The sequence below is a fragment of the Pseudomonadota bacterium genome, from assembly GCA_016711215.1.
Taxonomy (GTDB): domain Bacteria; phylum Myxococcota_A; class Polyangia.
The window spans coordinates 128,178-148,634 of the sequence record JADJTL010000004.1 but is presented as its reverse complement, the minus strand read 5'-3'; the positions used below and the strand labels follow the sequence as shown (position 1 = coordinate 148,634).

17 protein-coding genes are annotated in these 20,457 nt (G+C 70.4%); 4 read left to right on the top strand and 13 right to left on the bottom strand.

The window, feature by feature from the left end; genetic code table 11:
• Window positions 1-21: 21 nt before the first annotated feature.
• The gene (locus tag IPL40_12655; GenBank protein MBK8482001.1) at window positions 22-1,251 is read right to left on the bottom strand and encodes a hypothetical protein; all 1,230 of its coding nucleotides are present in this window, start codon (window positions 1,249-1,251) and stop codon (window positions 22-24) included.
• A gap of 42 nt (window positions 1,252-1,293) precedes the next feature.
• On the opposite strand from IPL40_12655, the gene IPL40_12650 reads away from it, so the two are divergent.
• Both IPL40_12650 and IPL40_12645 read left to right on the top strand, forming a co-directional pair.
• Window positions 1,294-2,070 (top strand): HAD-IIB family hydrolase, encoded by a 777-nt coding sequence (locus IPL40_12650; protein ID MBK8482000.1) that lies wholly within the window; start codon window positions 1,294-1,296, stop codon window positions 2,068-2,070.
• 1,065 nt (window positions 2,071-3,135) lie between these two features.
• Window positions 3,136-3,306, top strand: coding sequence for a fasciclin domain-containing protein (locus IPL40_12645; GenBank protein MBK8481999.1), 171 nt, complete (start codon window positions 3,136-3,138; stop codon window positions 3,304-3,306).
• On the opposite strand, the gene IPL40_12640 is transcribed toward IPL40_12645, so the two are convergent.
• The 11 genes from IPL40_12640 to IPL40_12590 all read right to left on the bottom strand — a co-directional run bounded on the left by IPL40_12640 (window position 3,303) and on the right by IPL40_12590 (window position 16,140).
• Complete coding sequence (locus IPL40_12640) at window positions 3,303-3,833, bottom strand: hypothetical protein (protein ID MBK8481998.1); 531 nt, start codon at window positions 3,831-3,833, stop codon at window positions 3,303-3,305. The two genes, IPL40_12645 and IPL40_12640, sit on opposite strands and share 4 nt — an antisense overlap.
• Window positions 3,806-4,393, bottom strand: coding sequence for a redoxin domain-containing protein (locus IPL40_12635; protein ID MBK8481997.1), 588 nt, complete (start codon window positions 4,391-4,393; stop codon window positions 3,806-3,808). The genes IPL40_12640 and IPL40_12635 overlap by 28 nt, the downstream gene beginning before the upstream one ends.
• A 166-nt stretch (window positions 4,394-4,559) precedes the next feature.
• Window positions 4,560-5,333, bottom strand: a complete 774-nt coding sequence (locus IPL40_12630) for a hypothetical protein (GenBank protein ID MBK8481996.1) — start codon at window positions 5,331-5,333, stop codon at window positions 4,560-4,562.
• Window positions 5,334-5,487: 154 nt separating this feature from the next.
• Window positions 5,488-5,898, bottom strand: a complete 411-nt coding sequence (locus tag IPL40_12625) for a FixH family protein (protein ID MBK8481995.1) — start codon at window positions 5,896-5,898, stop codon at window positions 5,488-5,490.
• Between the two features lie 245 nt (window positions 5,899-6,143).
• Window positions 6,144-7,286: an IS3 family transposase gene (locus IPL40_12620; protein MBK8481994.1), complete on the bottom strand. Its 1,143-nt coding sequence runs from the start codon at window positions 7,284-7,286 to the stop codon at window positions 6,144-6,146.
• Window positions 7,286-7,615, bottom strand: a complete 330-nt coding sequence (locus tag IPL40_12615; GenBank protein ID MBK8481993.1) for a transposase — start codon at window positions 7,613-7,615, stop codon at window positions 7,286-7,288. Before IPL40_12615 ends, IPL40_12620 begins: the two co-directional genes overlap by 1 nt.
• 967 nt (window positions 7,616-8,582) lie before the next feature.
• The gene (locus tag IPL40_12610) at window positions 8,583-9,209 is read right to left on the bottom strand and encodes a hypothetical protein (protein MBK8481992.1); all 627 of its coding nucleotides are present in this window, start codon (window positions 9,207-9,209) and stop codon (window positions 8,583-8,585) included.
• 542 nt (window positions 9,210-9,751) lie between these two features.
• Window positions 9,752-10,630 carry a hypothetical protein gene (locus IPL40_12605; GenBank protein ID MBK8481991.1) on the bottom strand — a complete coding sequence of 293 codons (879 nt, stop codon included), beginning with the start codon at window positions 10,628-10,630 and terminating at the stop codon, window positions 9,752-9,754.
• Window positions 10,627-13,329 carry an alanine--tRNA ligase gene (gene alaS / locus IPL40_12600; protein MBK8481990.1) on the bottom strand — a complete coding sequence of 901 codons (2,703 nt, stop codon included), beginning with the start codon at window positions 13,327-13,329 and terminating at the stop codon, window positions 10,627-10,629. Before alaS ends, IPL40_12605 begins: the two co-directional genes overlap by 4 nt.
• Window positions 13,330-13,366: 37 nt before the next feature.
• Complete coding sequence (locus IPL40_12595) at window positions 13,367-15,001, bottom strand: hypothetical protein (protein ID MBK8481989.1); 1,635 nt, start codon at window positions 14,999-15,001, stop codon at window positions 13,367-13,369.
• Between the two features lie 8 nt (window positions 15,002-15,009).
• Window positions 15,010-16,140 (bottom strand): type IV pilus twitching motility protein PilT, encoded by a 1,131-nt coding sequence (locus IPL40_12590; GenBank protein MBK8481988.1) that lies wholly within the window; start codon window positions 16,138-16,140, stop codon window positions 15,010-15,012.
• 193 nt (window positions 16,141-16,333) lie between these two features.
• Here IPL40_12590 and IPL40_12585 point away from each other — a divergent pair, with 193 nt between their 5' ends.
• Window positions 16,334-17,371, top strand: coding sequence for a response regulator (locus IPL40_12585; GenBank protein MBK8481987.1), 1,038 nt, complete (start codon window positions 16,334-16,336; stop codon window positions 17,369-17,371).
• Window positions 17,372-17,427: 56 nt separating this feature from the next.
• On the opposite strand, the gene IPL40_12580 is transcribed toward IPL40_12585, so the two are convergent.
• Window positions 17,428-19,635, bottom strand: coding sequence for a protein kinase (locus tag IPL40_12580; GenBank protein MBK8481986.1), 2,208 nt, complete (start codon window positions 19,633-19,635; stop codon window positions 17,428-17,430).
• A gap of 306 nt (window positions 19,636-19,941) precedes the next feature.
• On the opposite strand from IPL40_12580, the gene IPL40_12575 reads away from it, so the two are divergent.
• Window positions 19,942-20,388 carry a hypothetical protein gene (locus IPL40_12575; GenBank protein MBK8481985.1) on the top strand — a complete coding sequence of 149 codons (447 nt, stop codon included), beginning with the start codon at window positions 19,942-19,944 and terminating at the stop codon, window positions 20,386-20,388.
• The last annotated feature ends 69 nt before the right edge of the window (window positions 20,389-20,457 follow it).

Genomic DNA, 20,457 nt, shown 5'->3' with positions numbered 1-20,457 from the left:
GCGCGGGCAGGTTTGTCGGGCTCACGGACGCTCGTAGTGGAGAATCGTGCCGCCCGTGCCGACGCCCCAGAGCCCCTCGCCGGCGCCCCAAAGCCCGAGCAAGTCGATCCGCGCCGGGCCGGCGAAATAGGTCACGAGTTGCCAGCCCTCGCCGCCGCTGCGCAAGATCACGCCCTGATCGCCGACGACCCAGGTTGCCTCGCCATCACCCCAGATCGCCGTCAGATCGGCGGCCAGGCCAGGCACGGGCTCATCAAGCGTGCGCCACTCACCTTGCTGGCGGCGGAGCAGCGTGGCGCTCCGTCCCACGGCCCAGACGTCGTCGGCGGCTGCACCGACCCAGAGCGCGGTCAGCGGCGCCGTGACGGGCGTCGCTTCGACGGTCCAGCCCTCGCCATCCCCGCGCAGCACGGTGCCAGCGTCACCCGCCAGCCAAAGCTCGCCCCCCACGCCGCCGCGCACGGTGGTCAAGAGCGCGCGCGTCGGCAGCGGCTGCAGCTCCCAGACCGCGCCGCCGAAGCGCAACAAGGTGCCCTCGGCGCCCGCTGCCCAGACCTCCGTCGCGGAGCGGCCCCAGACCGCGAGCAGATGCGCCGTGGTCGGCGTCGGATGCAGCAGCCAGCGCTCGCCGTCATAGTGCAGCAACGTGCCGTTCCACCCAACGGCCCACACATCGTCGGCCGCGCTGCCCCACACGGCCGTGAGGTGCTCGGTCGTCGGCGCCTCCACCGCCCGCCAGCCCTCGGCGCCCCGGTGCAGCACACGCCCCTGCAAACCGACGGCCCACGCCTCCGCGGCGTCGTGGGCCCAGATCCCCGTCAGCAACGTGCCGCTGCCGGAGGCCTCGGCCTGCCAGGGTAGATAGAGCGTGCCGAGCCGGCGCGCGCGGTAGCCCTGCAAACAGGCGCTCTCGACCGTGCATTCGTGCAGATAGGCATCCTCGCCCTCGCAGCGTCCGCTCGCCGCGTCGTAGCTCGCGGCGCTGGCGCAGCTCCCGCGACAGCACACGGCGGCCTCGTCGCCGACGTAGTGGGTCAGCGCACAGGCCGAGCGCTTGGGACATTCCAGCGCCGAGACCTCGTCCGCCGCGCAGGCGCAGGAGGCCTGGCGCACCGTCGTCGCCTCGCAACTCGCGCAACAGACGGCGGGCCGCGCACAGTCGTCGATCGCGCAGCCGCTGGTTGCCGACGCGGCGGCTGGCAGCAGCAGTACGAGCGCGAGCCTGGCGAGGACGGTGCGCGGACGAGGCATTGCAGCTATCCTAGCGCCGACGACGGCCCGAGCGGGAGTCCTATGCAGCCCCTCAGCACGATGCCTGCCGCGGTCGCCAACCGCATCGACACGCTCTTCACCGATATCGACGACACGCTGACCAGCGCTGGCCGCATCCCGGCGGCCGCGTATACCGCGCTGTGGCGCGCCTTCGAGGCGGGCCTCGACGTCGTGCTGGTCACCGGCAGGCCGGCCGGCTGGTGCGACCACCTCGCGCGCCAATGGCCCGTGCACGCGGTGATCGGCGAAAACGGCGCCTTGGCCTTCGCGCTGGTCGACGGCACGCTGCGCCGCCTCTTCGCACCGCGTCCCGCGGCGGCCGACGCGCGCCTCGCCGCGATCCGCGGCCAGGTCTTGGCCGAGGTCCCCGGCTGTCGTGTCGCTGCCGACCAGGCCTACCGCTGCTGCGATCTGGCGATCGACATCGCCGAAGAGGTGGCGCCACTGCCGGAGGCTGCGGTCGACCGGATCGTGCAGATCTTCGCCGCGCACGGCGCCGTGGCCAAGATCAGCTCGATACACGTCAATGGCTGGCTGGGGACGCACGACAAGCTGAGCATGTGCCAGCGCTGGAGCCGCGAGCTGCGCGGCCGCGAGCTCGATCCGCAGCGCGCGACCTTCGTCGGCGACTCGCCGAACGACGCGCCGATGTTCGCCGCCTTCCCGCACGCCTGCGGCGTCGCCAACCTGCAACGCCTGGCACATCGCATCACCCCGTTGCCGGCCTACCTCACGCGGGCCGCCGGGGGCGAGGGCTTCGCCGAGCTGGTCGATTACCTGCTCGCGGCGCGCCGATAAGGGCGAGCACGCACCACCGGTGGCCACCCGCTGGCCACCGGCTGGCCACCGCAGCGGCTGGCCACGACCGGCCAGCCAGTGCTGAACCAGTGATGAACCAGTGATGAACCAGCCAGGTCCGCGCGTCAGGCTGCGCGCGTCAAGAGCCTATCGATGGTGCGCTCGCGACCCAGCGGAGGCTGGCGACGTGTTGGCCCGCGCAACGGCCATCGACTTCGGCGCGGAAATCACGGAAGTCATGGTGGCCACGGAGGTCGCGCGGCGCGGGCGGGACGGGACAGCCGCGCGCGGGAGGGCACTCCCTTCCGCGGCGTCAGGTGCGCGTCTCGTCGCAAGCCCGACCTGCAGAAAGGGAACACTGTCAACGCCGACGCCGGCGCTGGACACGGCGCCAGCCCGTTCGCAGCCCTGGAGCGGGAGCGTGGCGAGCGCGGCAACAAGGGCAAAGCGCCCGAGCGCCGTGACTCCTCCCGACGAACCTGAGGCGCGCGCGAAAAGCCGAGTGAGAGGACCCGATTCGCCGCGCTCGCCGCCACCAGCCGGCCGCGCGTCAGCGGTGGTGCCCAAGAGGGCGAGGGTGAGCATGACGGCACCGACAACGATGAACTTGCCCTGCCTGCTGAACTTGCGCTGCATGCTTCCCCGCCTCCCTACGCGGCCCACGCGCCGCGTCCGACCCAGCCACCCTCGCAGGGCAGCATCGCCCAAGACAGGCGCACTCTACCGAAGCCCCGCGCGACGTCAACCAGCGCGCACAAGGGCGCATGGTTTACCCCCATCTTGACCACCCCAACGCGCAAATAGCTGAAATCAAGCGACTCCGGATCAAGCCGTAGATACAAAACGACCTACGCGGCGGGCCTGGGGTCGATGCGAGCAGCCATCTGGTCCCGATCAACGAGGTGCCCGAGGCGCAGGCGGACGAGCATTTCGCCTCTCGGTCGCCGAACCCTCTCGGTCGCCCGTCGGTCGCCGTCGGTCGCCGAACCTGGGTTTCGGTCGCCGGTCAACACGCTGACCAGCGCATGAGCACGTGTTCGAGACCACACGACGCTCGTCGCAGCGGTGAGGGCGGCCGACTACGTCACCTCTGTGGCAGCCTCCGGGCCGCTAACCGTCTTTGGCCCGACCAACGCGGCGTTCGAAAAGCTTCCGGCGGGCACAGTGGAGGAACTGCTCAAGCCAGAGAAGGCCGACGCGCTGCGCGAGATCCTCAAGCCGGAGAAGATGAACTAGGGCGACCCCGGGACGTGCACAGTCCAGCTGACCGACTCGCGCCGGAGCAGGCAGCTTTGCCGATCACAAAGGCTGAAGCGTAGCTCGCCGCTCACCTCGTACCTACCGGGACGGTCAAACGCCAAGGTGGGCGTGAACGTCAGCCGCTCGGCCTCGATCGAGGCGTCGGCAGCCGTCAGCCGCTGCCGCAGGTCGCCGCTTCGCACCGTCAACTGAGCCGGGTAGTCGGCGGTGATCTCGTAGGGCTTCTTGGCGATGACCTGCACAGTAGCGACGCACGGTTGGCCGGGGCGCGCCGTTGGCCCTGCGGCAACCCGGAGGTCGTAGGCCACCGTGGCCTTTCGGGTCAGTGCAGGGAGCGCCTCGGCCTGGGCGACATGCGCGGGACTCGCCGCACTGACGGAGGGCCCTTGGCGAGCCCCGCTGGCGTGCGAATGGGCGCTGCAGCCAACGCCGACCACCAGTGCGGCTACCAGGGCCACCTGGTAGGGCGCGCGGGCTAGTCCTCGTCGTGAGCTGCGTGGCATGTCTCTGCCTCCGGAGCTGGGAGACAGCTCTGGGTCTCGCCGATGCGTTTGGTGATCAGGCAGCCATAGACAGGGGTCGTTCTCTCGTTCGGCGTGCGCCCGGCGAGGGTCGCCGCGATGGCGCGTCTGGCATGGGGCTGTCTGCCCGCGACACCCGGCTCGCGCTCGTTGTCGATCCAGCCGTGGAACACCACCTGGCCGCGCCGATTCAGCACGATGGTGCTGGGCGTCGTGCGCGCACCGAACGCCTGAGCCAACTGCCCGCGGGGATCCAGCACGACCGACGTGTGCATGCCCCGCCGGCGCACCTCCCGTGCGACGGTGGCCAGATCGTCGTCTGCATTGCTGGCGATTGCCAACAACGCGACGCGCTCCGGCGGGAAGGACCGCCCCAGCGCCTCGATACGCTGTTGGTAGCGAGCAACGCAGGGGCAGCGCGTCGCCCACCAGACCAGCACCGTGGCGTCGTGCCCGCGCACGGTCTGTGCGAGATCGAGCGCCCGCCCGTCGAGCTGTCTCAGCGGCATTGCGGCGAGAGCCTCACTGGGCAGCGCGACCAAGCCAGCTGGCCTGGCGGCGCAGGCGCCCGCCAGCAACAGCAGCCACAGCAGCCACAGGGGCAACAACCGCACCATGAGGAAACGAACGCCTCTGTCGAAGCCCGGGATTCCCAGTGCCGGCCTCGCCAAGGGGGCTGCGGTCCGCTCTCCACAGCCAGAAGCGGGACTAAAAGTAGCCATAGCGCACCCCCACAGTTGCCGTCAGTCGACCGGGCGTGTTGTCGCCCAGGCCGCTGGCGAAGACGCCTGTATCGAAAGCCGTCTGGGCCGTCCAGTGCGGGTCGAAACGCCAGGACAGGGCCACCCCTAGGCCAAGATCGCTCCGCCGGGAATCGGGGACCTGCGCGCCGTCCAGGCGGATCGCATCCTCCCAGAGAAAGCGCGCGGTCACGCTCAGAACCAGATCGCGCAGCAACTCGCGGCCCCCGGCGAGATCGGACTGCACGCCGAGACCGTAGCGCTGGCTCTTGCCGCTGTCTTGTCGCCGCGCCACTGGGGCGTTGAGACCGACGGTCAAGCGGACAAACCAGGGCAGGTAGGTCTTCTCGACAGTTGCGGCCGCGGAGACCACCCACACGCCACGGCTGGTCACGCCGCTCCCACCCAGATCGGCGGCCTCGACCGTGCGCCCTGTGGGAAGGGTGAGGCCGCAGCCTAAGGCGACGGCGGGCAGCCGCAGGTACTCGCCGATGCCGAGCAACTCGTAGCGCGCCCCGGCCTGCACGTCGGCCAGGCCCCCATCGACGTTGCCGCCCAGGTTGCCCACGTGGCGGTAGCCCAGAATCCACGGCAGGCGCCCGTACAGCGACCACCGCCGGCCGAGACCGACCATGCTCCAGAGCTCGGAGCGCCACTCCAGCTCTCTGTAGCCCGAGCCGTAGGCCCGCCAGTGGCCAGTCGGGTCCCAGTAGCCCACGCCCCCGATGACTGAGCTGCGCAAGCCAACAGCCAGCTGTTCCCACGCCAGCAAGCGCCCCAGCCCAGTCGCCGTTGCTGACATGCAACAGGCGGCCCCATTCGCGTCGCGGGCCGCGCCGGCGAGCAGCCCCCATGCCAGCAACCAGGCGGTGGCGCGTGGCGCGTGCACGCCAGATCTACTCCACCATCAACTTGATCGTCTCGCTAGCGCTCAGCGCGCCCTTTGTCGCGCCAACGGTCACCTCCCACATGCCCGGCATCTGAAACGTCACGGGGAAGGCGTCGTAGCTGCCGCCACCAAGCTCGCTGACTGTCGCCTCCTCGGTCGATCCGTGGCCCATGTGCGGCATCTGCGGATCGACCGTGATTTGCGCTCCAGTGACGGGTGCGCCGGCGTCGTCCGAGACAGAAACGGAGAGCCTGTTCTGCCCAACGACGGGCGGGTCGAACTCGAACACCAGGGTCAGGCGCAGCCCGGCGGCGGTGGACTGATTGGCAGCCTGGCTGCCTTCATCGTCATCGCCACCGCAACCGCCGGCTAACCCGACCACACAGGACACTGCGAAAAGAATCGAGAGTGCGCGCATTTCTTCTGCTCCGCTCTTGGGGGCCCTTCATAGCTCGACCGGCGGAGCGCTGACAATGCGGCAACTTGTCGCAGGCGACGTGATCGGTCTGCCTTCCTCGGCGGCCTGTGATAACTCCGCTACCGATGGTGACCGGCACGCATACTGCGCGCCGTTGGTTGGTCGGGTTTCGCTGGGGCGCGGTCGCCGGCAAGCTCGCGGTTCCGGAACGTGTCAACGCGGTTGAGACAGTGGGCACGTGAATTCTATGTAGCGATAGCCACCGCGGCCGGTCGCCCGTAGGTCGGCCCGGTCGGCATCGGCATGTCGGTGGCAGTTGGGTTTGGTGGCGCAGGACCGTAGTCGTCGGTGACCGGGTCCGGTGCGCTGTCGATGGCCAGCGCGGCGATATCGACGGCCTCGATGACGATGGGGTTGATGTGCACTGCGGCAGGCGGCAGCCGCACGCGCGGCGCACCGTTGGGGAAGCGCTCAGGATGGGTGCGGTACGCGGCGTCGAGCGCGACCTGGCGCGTCGCGGCGACCTCGGCGACGCGGCCGTAGAAGACATCGGCCGGGGTGAACAGGGCGAGGCCCGCGTGGTGATGGTCGTCGTTGTGCCAGCCGAGGAAGTCGCCGAGCCAGGCACGGCCGTGGAGCACCGAGCCGAAGCAGCCGGGATAGTCGGGCTGGTACTTCATGGTTTTGAACTGCGCCTCGCTGTACGGGTTGTCGTTGGACACGCGAGGGCGGCTGAAGCTGCGCGAGGCGCTGAGCGAGTCGAGCAACTGCGCGAGGGTGTCGCTCTTCATCGCCGACCCGCGGTCGGCGTGGACCTGCAGGCCGGGCTCGACGCCGTGGCGCGCGATGGTCTCGGCGAAGAGCTGGGCTGCGAGGTGCTTGCACTCCTTGGTCGCGACCATCCAACCGACGACGAACCGGCTGAAGAGGTCGATGATGACGTACGCCATCAAGAACACGCCCTTCTGCGTCGTCGCGAGCTTTGTAATGTCCCACGTCCAGACCTGATTGGGCGCCGTCGCGGTCAACGACGGCATCGCGTGCTGCTGCGGCGCCCGCTGATTGCGGCGCTCTTTGGTCTCACCAGCCGCGGCGAGCACGCGATAGATCGTGCGGATGGACCCGAGGTAGATGCCGCGCCCGAGCAGAGTCGCGTACACCTCCGTCGGCGGCTGGTCGGCGAACTCGGCGCTGTGGAGCGCATCGAGGATAGCTTGCCGCTCGGCGTCGTCGAGCCGGCGCGGGCTTGGGGTACGCACGCGGACGCCCGGCAGCGATGGGGGTGGTGCTGGGCGACGCCACCGATACAGCGACGCTCGGCCCACGGCCAACGCGGCGCACGCCGCGCTGACCGGCACACCGGCCTCGCGTTGCTCGACGAGCCGCATCAGGTCTCGTCCTCGGGCGGCTCGGGAAGCGTCAGGCCCAGTAGCTCGTGTGCTTTTTTTTGGAGGTCGATGAGCGCGTTGGCCACCCGGAGCTTGCGCTTGAGCTTGTCGACCTCCTTGGTGGCGGCGAGCAGCGCGCGGTCCTTGGCGTCGAGCTTCGGCTTGCGGCCCGGCTTGCGCGAGGCCAGGCCGGCCTCGCCACCCACGCCGAGCTGCCGCCGCCACGTCGCGAGGTGGGAGCTGTAGATGCCCTCCTTGCGCATCATCGCCTGCAGCGCGCCGCGCTCGCCGCTCGCGAGGGCCACGTCGGCCGCCTTCACTAGCCGCAGCTTCTCGGCTGCAGAGAACTGCCGTCGCGCGCCCGGCGCCACGGCCTCATGCGGCGAGCTTGCTACGCCCGGCTCACGCCGCCTGCCGTCGCTCTCGGCGGCGACCTCTCGACCTGGTATTGGGGATGGCTTGGGCACGCTGGGGACACCGTTTCTCCGCCGTCAGTACAAAGATATCGAGGAGCGGCTGTCTCAGCCAACGTTGGCACAGAGGGGAACGCCGGGTAAGGATGATTGCGATGATTGACATCGAATGCGTCGACGATCCGCTGCTTGAAGCGAACCGTAAGGCCCGAGCTCAACTCCGCGGCCAAGGTCGCTGCGGGGATCGCTGGCGTACCCCCGCCGACCTCTAGCTTCGAGTGAAGCCGGCTCGGTTTGGCTGGCGTGCAAGGTGACCGTAATAGCAGCCCTTGGCGCCGCTGGTTGGCGGCCGTCTCAGGAAGGCCGGCCCTATCACCCCCCCGTTGGGTGCGTATCAAAGGTGGTGAAGCGCTGCGGCCGTTGTCCTGCCTACCTGTGCGTGACTCGGGGGCTCCGAGTGCAAGGCGAGGGATGGCCAAGATGCCTGCCAAGAACATCGTCAGCTTGGTTGCTCTACTCGCCAAGACATCGCCCCCTCTCCCGTCGCTCATGGACGCATGAAACGAAACGCCACGGTCGCGCAGATTGCGGAAGAGCGCGCGATTGGATTGCCGTCGCTCGTCTTGTCCCGTTTGTGTGGTCATAGGGAGTGCGTCGCTCGCGCAGCGCAGTCGAGCAGCTCGGGTTGAACTGCTTTCGGCACGGCGACCTTGCGTCGAAATCAGCCGGCGAGGAGCGCCTAGCTGCGGTCCTCGCGGTGGCCTCGTTGGAGGCTGCGAAAACAGTGAGGACCCGCTGCTTGCCGTCGATCCAGTTCGTTCGAGCGAGGTTGAGATACTGTGAGGCGAGGGCTTTGCACGCCGATTCGATTACACCGCTGCGGTTAGGTGGCGCTCGCTTCGCGGCGCGCGTAGTCCATGCGCTCTTGTTGCTTGCAAAAGCAGTTGCGCTCTCTCGTCAGGAGCTTGCGTCGGACTGAGCACTGCCGTTGGCGAGGCATTCGATTCAGTCGGCGGAACTCGGCAATGACCGCGTTCACCCCGCCGGCCTTCTCGCGCAGGATGATACGAGGTCGCTTGCATTGGGCACGCCCGTCGACGGTGTCGCCATAGCAGGCCACAGGCCCGGCCCGCCAGCGCTGGGCGGCGTGACCATGGTCGACGATCTGAGTCGTGTTGACCAATCTGGGACCGTCGAAGTAGCGCCCGTGATTCTCGGCGCCGTCGGCCAACGCCTCCCGTTCGAGGTCGGGGCGCACCGCTTTGACGGGGGCGACCCCGGCGTGCCGCTCCTCGGTGAGCGCCTTCTGTTCGCACTCCGCACGCGCATACCTGACGGTATCCAGGCGCTGCGGGCAGCGCTCGCCCAGATCTCTGCTGCTCGGGTCTTCTGGCGCCGAAGAGAGGGTGACGGTCCTGGCACCGACTTCGCGGTAGCCGGCGAGACCGCGGATCTTCTCGGCTCGACCGTGCTGCAGCACCACCTCGGTCTGGTACTCGATCCCGCGCATCACGCGACCCAGCTCCCGCTCGCAGGCCCGAAACGTCTTCTTCGTCCCACGCTGCCGTCCAAGAAAGGCGCGAGGTGTCCCCCGGACTTGGCTTGTTGCTCGGTTCTAGGCGCGACGAGCCATGGTGCTTCCCAATCGGCGGGTCCACGCACACAGCGGATCATGAGAAAGCTCGACACCATATCGGCCAGGTCGCCCCTTTGCCTGCGCGGCCACAGTCAGTCAGTGCTGCACCCTTGGACTACGGCAGGAGGAGTAAGCTCTTCGGCGAATCAAAAAGCAAAATGTATGCCACGAGCGATTCAGGGATTGGCAGGTCCATTCGAGGGGATTGGGACCTCAATTGGCTCCGAAATCAAAGCACGGTCGCCCATGTGCGAGTTGCCACCTTTCGACTGTCGCGGCGAATCACTCCTGCTATCTTCCGAAGATCCGTAGTGAACCGGAAGCGCTGCCCGCGCCGCTCGACCGCCCGGGCCGCACGCCCCTTGTGCTCCCTCGGAGCGCGGCGCCGGCGCGCGCCTCGGGGGGCCCTGCTCGCACTAGCTCCCGTCCTTGGGGTCCTTGCCGAAGATGCGCCGAAAGAGACCGCTCTTGACCCGCGTTGGCGGGGGCGTCGAGCCTTGGGCGGGGGCGGGCGGCGGCTGTGGGGCCGCAGCGACACTGCCTCCGCCGAGGACCTCGTCGAGGCTGCGAGCGTCGCGTGCGGAGGCGGTCGGCGTGGCCGAGGTCATGATCGGTGTCCCCTCGGCGGCGTGCGGCGGATCGTCGAAGCCATCGGGTTCGATCGTCTCGTCGAGCTCGAAGCCATTGAGATCGGTATCCTCCGAGAGCGCGTCAACCAAGGTCGGCGGCGGCGGCTCGGCGGAGTTCGGCGCCGGCGCCGGGGCGGCGGTGGCCGACGCGACGTCGCGGAACTCGCCCGTATCGGCAAAGACCTCCTCGGGGATCCCCTCGATCGTCGGATTGGCTACGCCCGCGGCCGCGGAGGCATCGCTGAGGTCGAAGCCGCTGGCGACGGCCTCGCCAGAGTGCACGCGCGTGACCTTCTGCGCGGCCTGGGCCAGGGCGGCGACGACTGGATCGGTGCTGGTGGCCCCGAGCGGCGGTGGTGGAGGCGGCGCTGGCGCGTGGCGTACGGCGTGACGCTTGAGCAGCGCCAGCCGTTGCTGGCGTAGCGCCTCGCGCAAGGCCACGCCGACGCTTGGCTCACCCTCGAGCTCGGTCGTGAGGCCGAGCTCAGGGAGCGGATGGTCCAGTGGGGCGGTGCTCCGGGCGCGCTCGCGTGCTCGCGCCAAAGCGCTGGCGAGGGCGGCCTCATCGAGGCCCGTCGAGGCGATCAGCCGCTGCAGCTCACGATCGGCGTCGAGCAGCGCTGCGTCGACGGTTTGGCGCGTTCCCGCGAGCCCGGCCTCGCTCATGGCGTCGCCACCCCTGACCCGGCCGCGCTGCCGCTCTGCGTGCCGGCGAGCAGCGCGGAGAGGAGCTCCTCGCTGCGTTCCAGCGCCTCATCGAGGCGCGCGAGCTCGGGGCCGCCGGCCTGCGCCATGTCCGGCCGCCCACCTCCGCGGCCGCCGACCAAGAGCGCCAGCGCGCCGACCAGCTTGCCCGCATGCACTCGATCCTTGAGCGCAGGGCTGACCATCACCAGCAGGGTGGCCTTGCCTTCGTGCTCGGCGCCGAGGACCAGCACGCCCTCGCCGAGGCGGTTGCGCAGGGCGTCGCCGACGTCACGCAGCGTCTTTGGGTCACCGGACTCGGTGCGCAGCGCGAGCAAGCGCACGCCGGCGACGGTGCGCACCCGCTGCAGCGGATCACTGCCGCCGCCGCCCGTCGCGAGCTGGCGCCGAAGCCGCGCGATCTCCGCGCTCCTGGAGCTGGGCTGTCCGAGCAGGCGCTCGGTCCGCTCCGCGACCTCGTCCGGGGCTGCCTTCAGCAGGCGCGCCACGCCGCGTAGCTGATCCTCGAAGCGCTGGTCGAGCGCCAACGCGCCCTCACCCGTCAGCGCGACAATGCGTCGCACCCCGAGCGCCAGCGCTTCCTCGCTGAGGATGCGGAAGTGTCCCAGGTCGCCCGCGCGCGCGACGTGGGTGCCGCCGCAGAGCTCGGTCGAGGCGCTGCCGATATGCACCACGCGCACCTGCTCGCCGTACTTCTCGCCGAAGAGCGCCATCGCCCCGGCCTGCCGTGCCTGCTCGTAGCTGCTCAGCTCCGTGCGACTGGCGACGTTGCGTCGGATCTCGGCATTGACCAACGCCTCGACCTGTCGCAGCTGCGCGGGCGTCATGGCCTCGAAGTGGCTGAAGTCGAAGCGCAGGTGGGCGGGCGTGACCTCGGACCCCTTCTGCGCGACGTGGGTGCCGAGCACCTCGCGGAGCGCATGGTGCAGCAGGTGCGTAGCGCTGTGGTTGAGGCGGATCGCCTGGCGCCGCGGGCCGTCGACGACGAGCATCAGGCGTTCGCCACGCTGCAGGCTGCCGCTGAGCAGGCGGGCGCGGTGAACGATCAGCGCGCCGTCGGGCTTGGTCGTCTCGAGCAGCTCCAGTCGCGCCCCTGCGCTCTGGGCCGTGCCGCTGTCGCCGACCTGGCCGCCGGAGCGCCCATAGCAGGGTGTGCGGTCGACGATCAGCTCGACCTCGTCGCCAGCGCGGGCCTGCTCGACCAGCGCGCCGGCGCAGACCAAGGCGAGCAGCGTGCCCTCGGCTGCTTCCTCGCTGTAGCCGACGAACTCGGTCGGCCCATGGGCCTCGGCGAGCTGCTTGTGGATCGCGGCGATGCCTTGTTCGCCGACCTTGCTCGCGGTGGCCCCGTGGGTCTCAGCGACCCAGCGGTGCGCCGCCGCTTCGTCCACGTGAAGCCCCGCCTCTTCGGCGATCAGGCGCGTGAGGTCGATCGGGAAGCCCGCGGTCGCGTAGAGGTCGCCGACGAAGGGCACGGGGAGCTCCGTGCTCGCGGCCCCGCGGGCGGCGTCGATCGCCTGCTCGAGCTGAACCAGGCCGCGGTCGAGCGTGCGGCGGAAGGCTGTCTCCTCGGCGCGCACCACCTTGGTGATGACCTCGGCGCGCTCGCGCAGCTCGGGATAGGCGTCACCCATGCGCTCGCCGACGGCGGCGCAGACCTCGTGGAAGAAGGGCTCCTCGAGGCCCAGCAGCTTGCCGTGGCGGATCGCGCGCCGCATGATCCGGCGCAGCACATACTCGCGGCCGCCCTTCTCGGGAAACACCCCGTCGGCGATGCAGCACGCCGTCGCTCGTGCGTGGTCGGCGATGACGCGCATGCTGATGTCCGTGGCTTCTGCCGCGCCATAGGGCACGCCCGCACGGCGGCTGACCGTCTCGATCAGCGGACGCAGCAGGTCGGTGTCGTAGGTCGAGGCGAAGCCGTTGACCAGCGCCGTCAGGCGCTCCAGGCCCATGCCCGTGTCGACGCCGGTGCGCGCCAGGGGCTGCAGCACGCCATCGGGCTGGCGATTGAACTGCATGAAGACCAGGTTCCAGATCTCCACCCAGCGCGCATCTACGGCGGGGCCGCCGGCGGCCAGCGCCTCGCGCATCGACACGGTCGGATCGGCGAGCAGATGGATCTCGCTGCACGGCCCACAGGGGCCCGTCTCGCCCATCGCCCAGAAGTTGTCGCTCGATCCCAGGCGAAAGATCCGCTCGGCCGGTAAGCCGATGGCGTCGCGCCAGGTCGCGAAGGCCTCCTCATCGGCCGGCACGCCCTGCTCGCCGCAGAAGACCGTGGCGATCATCCGTTCGGCGGGCAGACCCATCTCGGCAGTGAGGAAGCGCCAGGCCAGCGCGATCGCCTCTTGCTTGAAGTAGTCGCCGAAGGAGAAGTTGCCGAGCATCTCGAAGAGCGTGTGATGCTTGGGCGTGCGCCCGACCGTCTCGAGATCGTTGTGCTTGCCGCTGACGCGCAGGCATTTTTGGGCGCTGCAGGCTCGGCTGTAGGGGCGGCTCTGCTCGCCGACGAAAACGTCCTTGAACTGCACCATCCCGGCGTTGGTGAAGTAGAGGGTCGGGTCGTTCGCGGGGACCAGCGGCGAGCTGGGCACGACGGTATGCGCGTGCCCGGCGAAGAAGTCGAGGAAGCGGCTGCGAATGGTGCATGAGTCCATGGATGACCAACGATCTCCGTTTGAGGCTGCCTCCCGCTCAGAAGGCATAGCCCAGCTCTAGCGCCGCTCCAGCATAGATGTCGCGCGCGCCGACCGCCTGACGACAGCCGGTCCGACGCGTGGAGCAGCTTCGATCGAAGGCCAGCTCGAAACGCCGATATGAGCCCTCAATCCGCGCGAAAACCCCAGCATAGGCGACGAAGATACCCAGGCTGCCATCAAAGGCAAGGATCGCCGCATTGCCGTAGCCGCTGTCGTTGGCCCGCTCGATCGCCCCCGCTGTCAGGACCGCGAGGTAGTCGAGCCCGACCGTCGCCCCGAGCTCGAAACGCCCCCGCACCACAAAGGGCCAGCGCAGCCCGGCGCCCGCCCGCAGGTAGGTATAGGCGAGATCCTGGGTCGGATTGGCGAAGCCCGCCGGCGCCTCGGTGGCGGACGTCTGGTGGCCAAAGGCCGTGCGCAGCAGCACCGCGGGGCTGTCACGCCGGCCGAGCAGACTCCAGTAGTAGCGTGCCCCCACCTCTGCTGTTTGCAGCAGCAGCGCGAGAGGTTGGTCGGGGCTCTCGGAGAGCGTTGCGCTCGCGCCGACGACGCGCCAGTAGCGCAGGGTCAGCCCGAGGCCGGCAATGGGTCGCTGAGTCCACGGCGCGAAGGGCTGCAGCGTGGCGCTGAGGTGCAGCGCGGGCAGCAGCGCGGGTGTTCCCAGGGTGGGTGGCCGCGGCGGATTGACCGGCTGCAGGAAGCGAAAGCCGCGTCCGACCATCAGCACCCCCGCGGCAAGCTCGACGGTGCGATAAACGGTCTCCGCTGCGCCCGCGGGTTCGCCCTCGGCGGCTGCTGGTCGCCGATCGCCAGCGCCGGCTGGACTCGCTGCGGCGCTGGAGCCACTGCGGGCCTGGCCGACTGCGTAGCCGAGGTTGCTGGTCGGGCCGCCACCGCCTTGTCCGGCACTCCCCGGCGACCAGCTCGGCAGCGCCTCGCGGCGCTCGGCCGGGTCGACGACGGCGATATCGCCCGCGCCGCCCTCGCTCGCGCCGACCTCGTCGAAGCCGCCGCCCTCGTCGCTCGGCCCGCCTTCGACCGCCGACCCCGACGCGGTGCCCTCCGTGGCGGTCGGCGCGGCGGACCCGCGCCGGCCCCGTCCGCCGCGGCCGCCCGACCGTCGCGACGCGCCCCGCGATCGAGCCGGGCTAGCGCTGGCGGCGCCGGGTTGTAGCAGTGCGGCCGCGAGGCGCGCCGCCACCTGCGTGGCCGTCGCCGCGTCTAGGGCGGCGCTCTCCAGGGGAAAGCTGAGCCGCGTCGTCTTATGGGCGCCCGTGGTGCGGACCAACTCGACGAGCAAGAGGGGCTCGCCCGCGCGGACCACGATCGCCCCACGGACGATGGCATCGACCTCGAGCACGCGGCTCGCCTGCGCCGCGCCGAGCCGTGCGGCGGTACGCCGGTAGGCGGCGGCGGCGACCACGCGGAGGCCGTCGAGTGCGCGGAGGATCGCGGCGCTGGCGCGGGCGCCGGAGCTGCCGTCGAAGACCAGCACCACGACGCCGGGCTTGCGCGCGGCCGCGGCTCCGGCGGCGGTCAGGCTGCAGTAGGCAAGGACGACGCCCAGCAGGGCGGGCGCCAGCGCTGCGCGCCATCGACGAAGCGGCGTCGCCGCGGCCGCGGTTTTCAAGCGCGCCGTCAGCCCGGGTCTTGGCCGTAGGAACCGGCGCCGGGGTCGACCCAGTTGCGGGTGTCTGCGATGCCGCGGAAGTGCAGCGCGAAGTCGTCTGGGTTGGTCGCGTGGCGAAGGGCCACCTCGTAGGTCACGAGGTTCTGCTGCACCAGCTCGGTCAGACTCTGGTCGAAGGAGACCATGCCGTAGGGGTGGAGCCCCTCGATGATCGCGTCGTGAATCTCCGGCGTGCGCGTCGGTGACTCGATCATCTCGCGCACGCGCGCCGTGTTCACCAGCACCTCGACCGCCGCCACCATGCCGCGGCCATCGGCCATCGGCAGCAGGCGCTGCGAGACGACGCCGTTGAGCACCGCCGCGAGCTGGAGCCGCATCTGCAGCTGCTGATGCGGCGGGAAGGCCCCGGTGATGCGATTCACCGTCTCGACGGCGTCTGTGGTGTGCAGCGTCGACAGCACCAGGTGGCCCGTCTCGGCGGCGAGGATGGCGATCTCGATCGTCTCCACGTCGCGCATCTCCCCGACCAGGACCACGTCGGGATCTTGGCGCAGCGCGGCGCGCAGCGCGCGCGAGAAGGTCACGGTATCGAGCCCCAGCTCGCGCTGATTGATCACGCTGCGCCGGTCGGTGAAGGCGTATTCGATCGGATCCTCAATCGTGACGATGTGGCAGGCGCGCGTGCGGTTGATGTGGTCGATCATCGACGCCAGGGTGGTCGACTTGCCGCTGCCCGTCACACCGGTGACGAGCACCAGGCCGCGCGGCTCCTCGGCCAGCCGCAGGATGACCTCCGGCAGGCGTAGCGAGGCGAAGGCAGGCACCTCCGGCGGAATCAGCCGCAGCACCATCCCGAGGTTGCCGCGCTGGGTGAAGACGTTGGTGCGAAAGCGCAGGCCGTCGTCCGTGCTGTAGGCCAGGTCGCATTCGCGATACTGCTCGAAGTCCTTCTTCTGCCGCGGGTTCATGATGTGGTCGGCGAACGAATCGAGCATCTCGCGCGAAATCGGCGGGACGTCGCGCACCGTGCGCAGGTGACCCTTGACGCGGAAGATCGGCGGCAAGCCGACCTTGAGGTGGACGTCGGAGGCGCCGAGCCGGGCGGCCGCCGCGAGCACGCGTTCGATTGCTTCGACCATCAGCTGCAAAAGCTAGCACAGCGCCTCGACGGTGACCAAGGTTCGGCGCAGCCGACCGTGACCAAGGTTCGGCGCAGCCGTCGGTGACCAAGGTTCGGCGCAGCCGTCGGTGACCAAGGTTCGGCCCGTGGCGGTCCCCCTCGGGCGAGTCCGGTGGTTGGCCCCCCTTGGTGTTTCGTGCTTTGATCGCGCGGTGTCGAAGTCGATCAGCGGGGTCAAGCCCGCAGCGCACCGCGTGTTGCTCTACGACGGGGATGTGCGCGTGCGGGAGGGACTCGCGGCGCTGCTGGGCCGCGTCGGCATCGAGGTCGAGCTGGCGGGCGATCGATCCCAGGCGCTGGCAGCGCTGGCCCGCCCGGGCCTCGGAGTGGCGGTCGTCGACGTCGATACGCCGGGCCCCGACGAGGGCTTCGCGCTCTTGCGCGAGCTCCAGGCGGGCGCTTCTGACCTGTGCAGCATCGCCTTGCTGGCGCGGCCGACCTTCGCGGCGGCCGCGGAGGCCCTGCGCTGCGGCGCCGTCGACATCGTCGCGAAGGCGCCCGAGAATGTCGGCTACCTGACCGAGGCGATTCGCCGGCTGAGTCGCCGCCCAGCGCCGCCGCGGGAGGCGCCCGCCGAGGCGCTGCGGCGCGCCCTCGCGTTGCAGGAAGAGCTGCTGCGCGCCCTGATCGAGGCCTCGCGGGCGTCCTCACCAGCCGAGGACGGCGGCGAGCGCGCGCCTGGCGCCGCCGCGGCGGGCCCGCGTGCCTGCGTCGTGCTCGTGGTCGATGATGAGCCGCGGACGGCAGAAGGCCTGGGCCTCGCGCTCGGTCGCGAGGGGGGCTTTCAGGTCGTCAGCGTCGTCAGCGGTGGCGAGGCTTTGGACTACGTCGGTCAGTCCAAGTTCGACCTGGCCCTGGTGAAGGAGGGGCTCCCAGACCTTCCGAGTAGCATCGTCGCGCGCAGCCTGCGCGCCGAAGCGGACGATGGCATCGTGATACGGTTCACGCATCCGACGGCGAGTCGTCCGGGGCGCGCCGACATCGTCGAGGCCGAGCGATCGATCGAATTCATTCCGATGCTGAGCAGCGGAGATCAGCTCGTCGAGCAACTTCAAGCGCTGCGGACGGGCCTCGCCGCCAAGCAGGCCGAGCGGCGCTACCTCGAGCGTTTTCGTACGCTGCATGGCGGGCTGCTCCAGCGCTACGCCGAGGTGCGGCAGGAGCTGCTGGGCGCCGTCGAGGACGCTTAGCAGCCGAGCGCGGGGCACGCGGCGGGAGCGATCGAGCGCCAGCGAGCGACGGGCTGCTAGAACTCGAGCTTCGCCTGCTGCCCCGCCTCGATCGCGATCCATTGCACGGGCGAGCTGCTTTGATCGTCGTAGACGAGGCGCACACGGTGAATCCCCGGCGAGAGCGCCAGCCGCAAGGGAGTCGCTCCCGCTGGCTCGTCGTCGACGAAGGCCCGTGCCGGGCGCTCGGCGCTGATGCGCAACAACCCCTGGTCCGGAGCCGAGCTGGGGCGCCCGCTGACTGGCTCGAGGTCTGCCGCGGCCGTCGTCGACGTCGCTGGACGGGCGGCGCGGCGCGCCGGTGGTTGCTCGCGCATCGGTGGTGGTTCGCGCGCAGCGGTCGAGCGCGCCCGCTCCGCTCCGCTGGCGCGATCGCTTTGATGCGCGCCGCGGCGCGCGCGTTGCGGTGGCGGCGCAGGCAGGGACTCGTCGAGGGCGGCAGGCATGGGGTCTGGCGCGGGCATGGGGTTTGGTGCGTCGGTGGCGGCCCGTGATTCCGGTGATTCCGCCGCGGCGGGCGCCTCGGGGACGCCCAGCGCGGGCTGTGGCCAGGCCGGCGGAAGGGGGTAACCGGCCGGCAGCATGCTCGGTTGCTCGAGGTTGTCGCGCAGGATCCAGCCCAGCCCCAGCCCCAGCATGATCAGGGCGGCTGCGCCGAGGACCAGCAGCGCGCGTGGCGACGAGCGAGCTCGGCCGCGCCGGAGTAGCTGCGTCTCCTCATGCACCTCTGCTGAGCGCTGCTCACGCGCGGGAGGGCGCGGCGCCTGCGCCCAGGAGGCCGAGACGCCGTGGCGCTCACGGCGGCGGCGCCCCCCGCCACTGTCGCGCGCTTGCCGCAAGGCCTGGACGAGGCGCGCCCCTGGCGCGGCAGCGGCGTGCCGCGAAGCCAATGGGGCTCGCGCCTCCGCCCGTCCGCGCCGGCTGGACGGCGCGCGCTGACGATTGATGACGCCGTGGACGGCGTCGATCTGCCGCGAGTCGTGGCGTCCAGGCTCCGCAGCGCCTTGCGCACGCGACGCGCTCGCGTCGAGGGCGCGCAGATCCTCCTCCGTGTTCGAGCGGCTGGGCGCGACCCGCTCTGCTCCTGGCGCCGCTTCGCGCCCCGCACCGCTCTGGCGCGGCGCCTCCGGCACGCGTGCCGCTGGCCTCGCTGGCGCTGACGCCGGCCGCCTGCTGCGCTCCGGTTCTGCCGCGAGGGTGTGCTGCGCCGCCACGATCGCGTCGCCGATCAGGCTCTGCTGCGGCACCCTGACGTCGGCGATCGAGAGCGCCGGCAGATCACCATCGGGCTCGGCGCTTGGCGGCGCTGCGCTCGAGACGAGGGCTGCCAGGCGCCGTTGTTCGTCGCCGCCGCCGTGACGCTCGAGCGCGCGCGCGAGGTCCTCGACCATCGCAGCCGCGCTCGGGTAGCGGTCATCGGCCCGCAGCGCGAGCGCCCGCAGCGTCAGCGCATCGACCTCAGGCGGTAGCCCAGGCGCGTGCGTCGAGGGCGGGGGCAGCGCGCGCGCCAGCTGATAGAGCTGCTGCGGAAGGGTTACGGAGGTGTAGGGCTTGATCCCGGTCAAGGCCTGATAGAGCGTCGCGCCCGCGGCGAAGAGATCGATGCGTTGATCGATCACCTGCGCGTGGGCCTGCTCCGGTGGCATGAACGCGAACTTGCCGCGCACGATCCCGCTCTGCGTCTGGTGCACGGAAATCGCGGCCCGGGCCAGGCCGAAGTCGGCCAGCTTCACCTCGCCAGCGCGCGAGATGAGGATGTTATGCGGGCTGACGTCGCGGTGGATGATCTCCAGCGGGCGGCCCCGCGGGTCGCAGCGGCGATGCGCGTGGTCGAGCGCCTCGAGCACCCGCAGCGCGACAAAGAGCGCGGTGGGCAGAGGTAGCGCGCGCCCGCGAGCCTCCGAGGAGCCGCGGGCGTGGCGCACGAGCGCCCGCAGATCGCAACCGTCGACGTATTCGAGCGCCAGGTAGTAGCTTGGGCCGTCGCGGCCAAAATCGAAGACCTGCACGATCTGCGGGTGGTTGAGCCAGATCGAGACGCGAGCCTCGTCGGCGAGCAGCGCGACGAGCTCCTTGTCGGCGGCGAAGCGCGGCAGCAGCAGCTTCACCGCCAGGCGCTTGCGGAAGCCGCCCACGGCCTCGGTCGTCGCCAGATAGACCTCGGCCATCCCGCCGCGCCCGAGCAGGCGAATCAACCGATAGGGTCCCAGACGCTTGTCGCTCACGCGGGGCTCTTGCCGTCAGGGGGGCAGCGTTGCGGTGCCTCGACGGAGACCGCCGGCGCCTGCCCCAATTCGCTGAATCATGGATCACCCCGAGCCCCACGGACAGTCCCCGCCACAGACCCGCGCCCTCGACACCGCAGCTTCGCCTCGGGCCTCCGCATGCCGCAGCCGGCGCCCGTGCAAAGCGGCGCCGCTTTGCTAGCCTCGAAGCCGCGGGTCGTCGGCCACGGTGCTTGGGCGGGCGAGACCAACTGGCGTAGGGTCTGTGCCGAGCCAAGGGATCCGAGCCGCGGGAGGGAGAAGCGCATGAGCAGCGTGTCGTCGGAGTACGAGCATGTGGAGGCCGAGACCGCGCTGGCGGCCGATCAGCAGGCCTTCAGCGCGGCCATCCACGGGATGGCGAGCAACATGAGCTTCGTCAAACGTACTCTCCTCGTCGAGGCGCGGCTTCCTCACGCTGCTGTCTCAGAAACGTCCTTCGGGCAGCTCGTCTTGGTGAGTTGGGTTGCCGACCAGTTCACGCCCTTTGCGAAGCAGTTCAGGGAAAGGCTCGTGGCGTGCTTCCCGCAGCTGACGGCACGCTTGGCAGCCAGGCTGGCGCCTGAGGCCTCGGAGATGGGGCTCCTTTGGCAGGCCTTCAATGCCGGGCCTGGAGGGCCCGGAAAGCCGCGTCGTCCTGCACTGGCGGTGTTCGCGAGCAGCAAGACGAGGGTGGAGGTGCTGGAGGTGCATGCAGCCTGGCCGCCGGGCTGAAGGGCGCCGAGCCGCGGGGCACCGAGCAGCGCGGCGCCGAGCTTGGCGTCGCGCGTCGCCCCGTGAGTC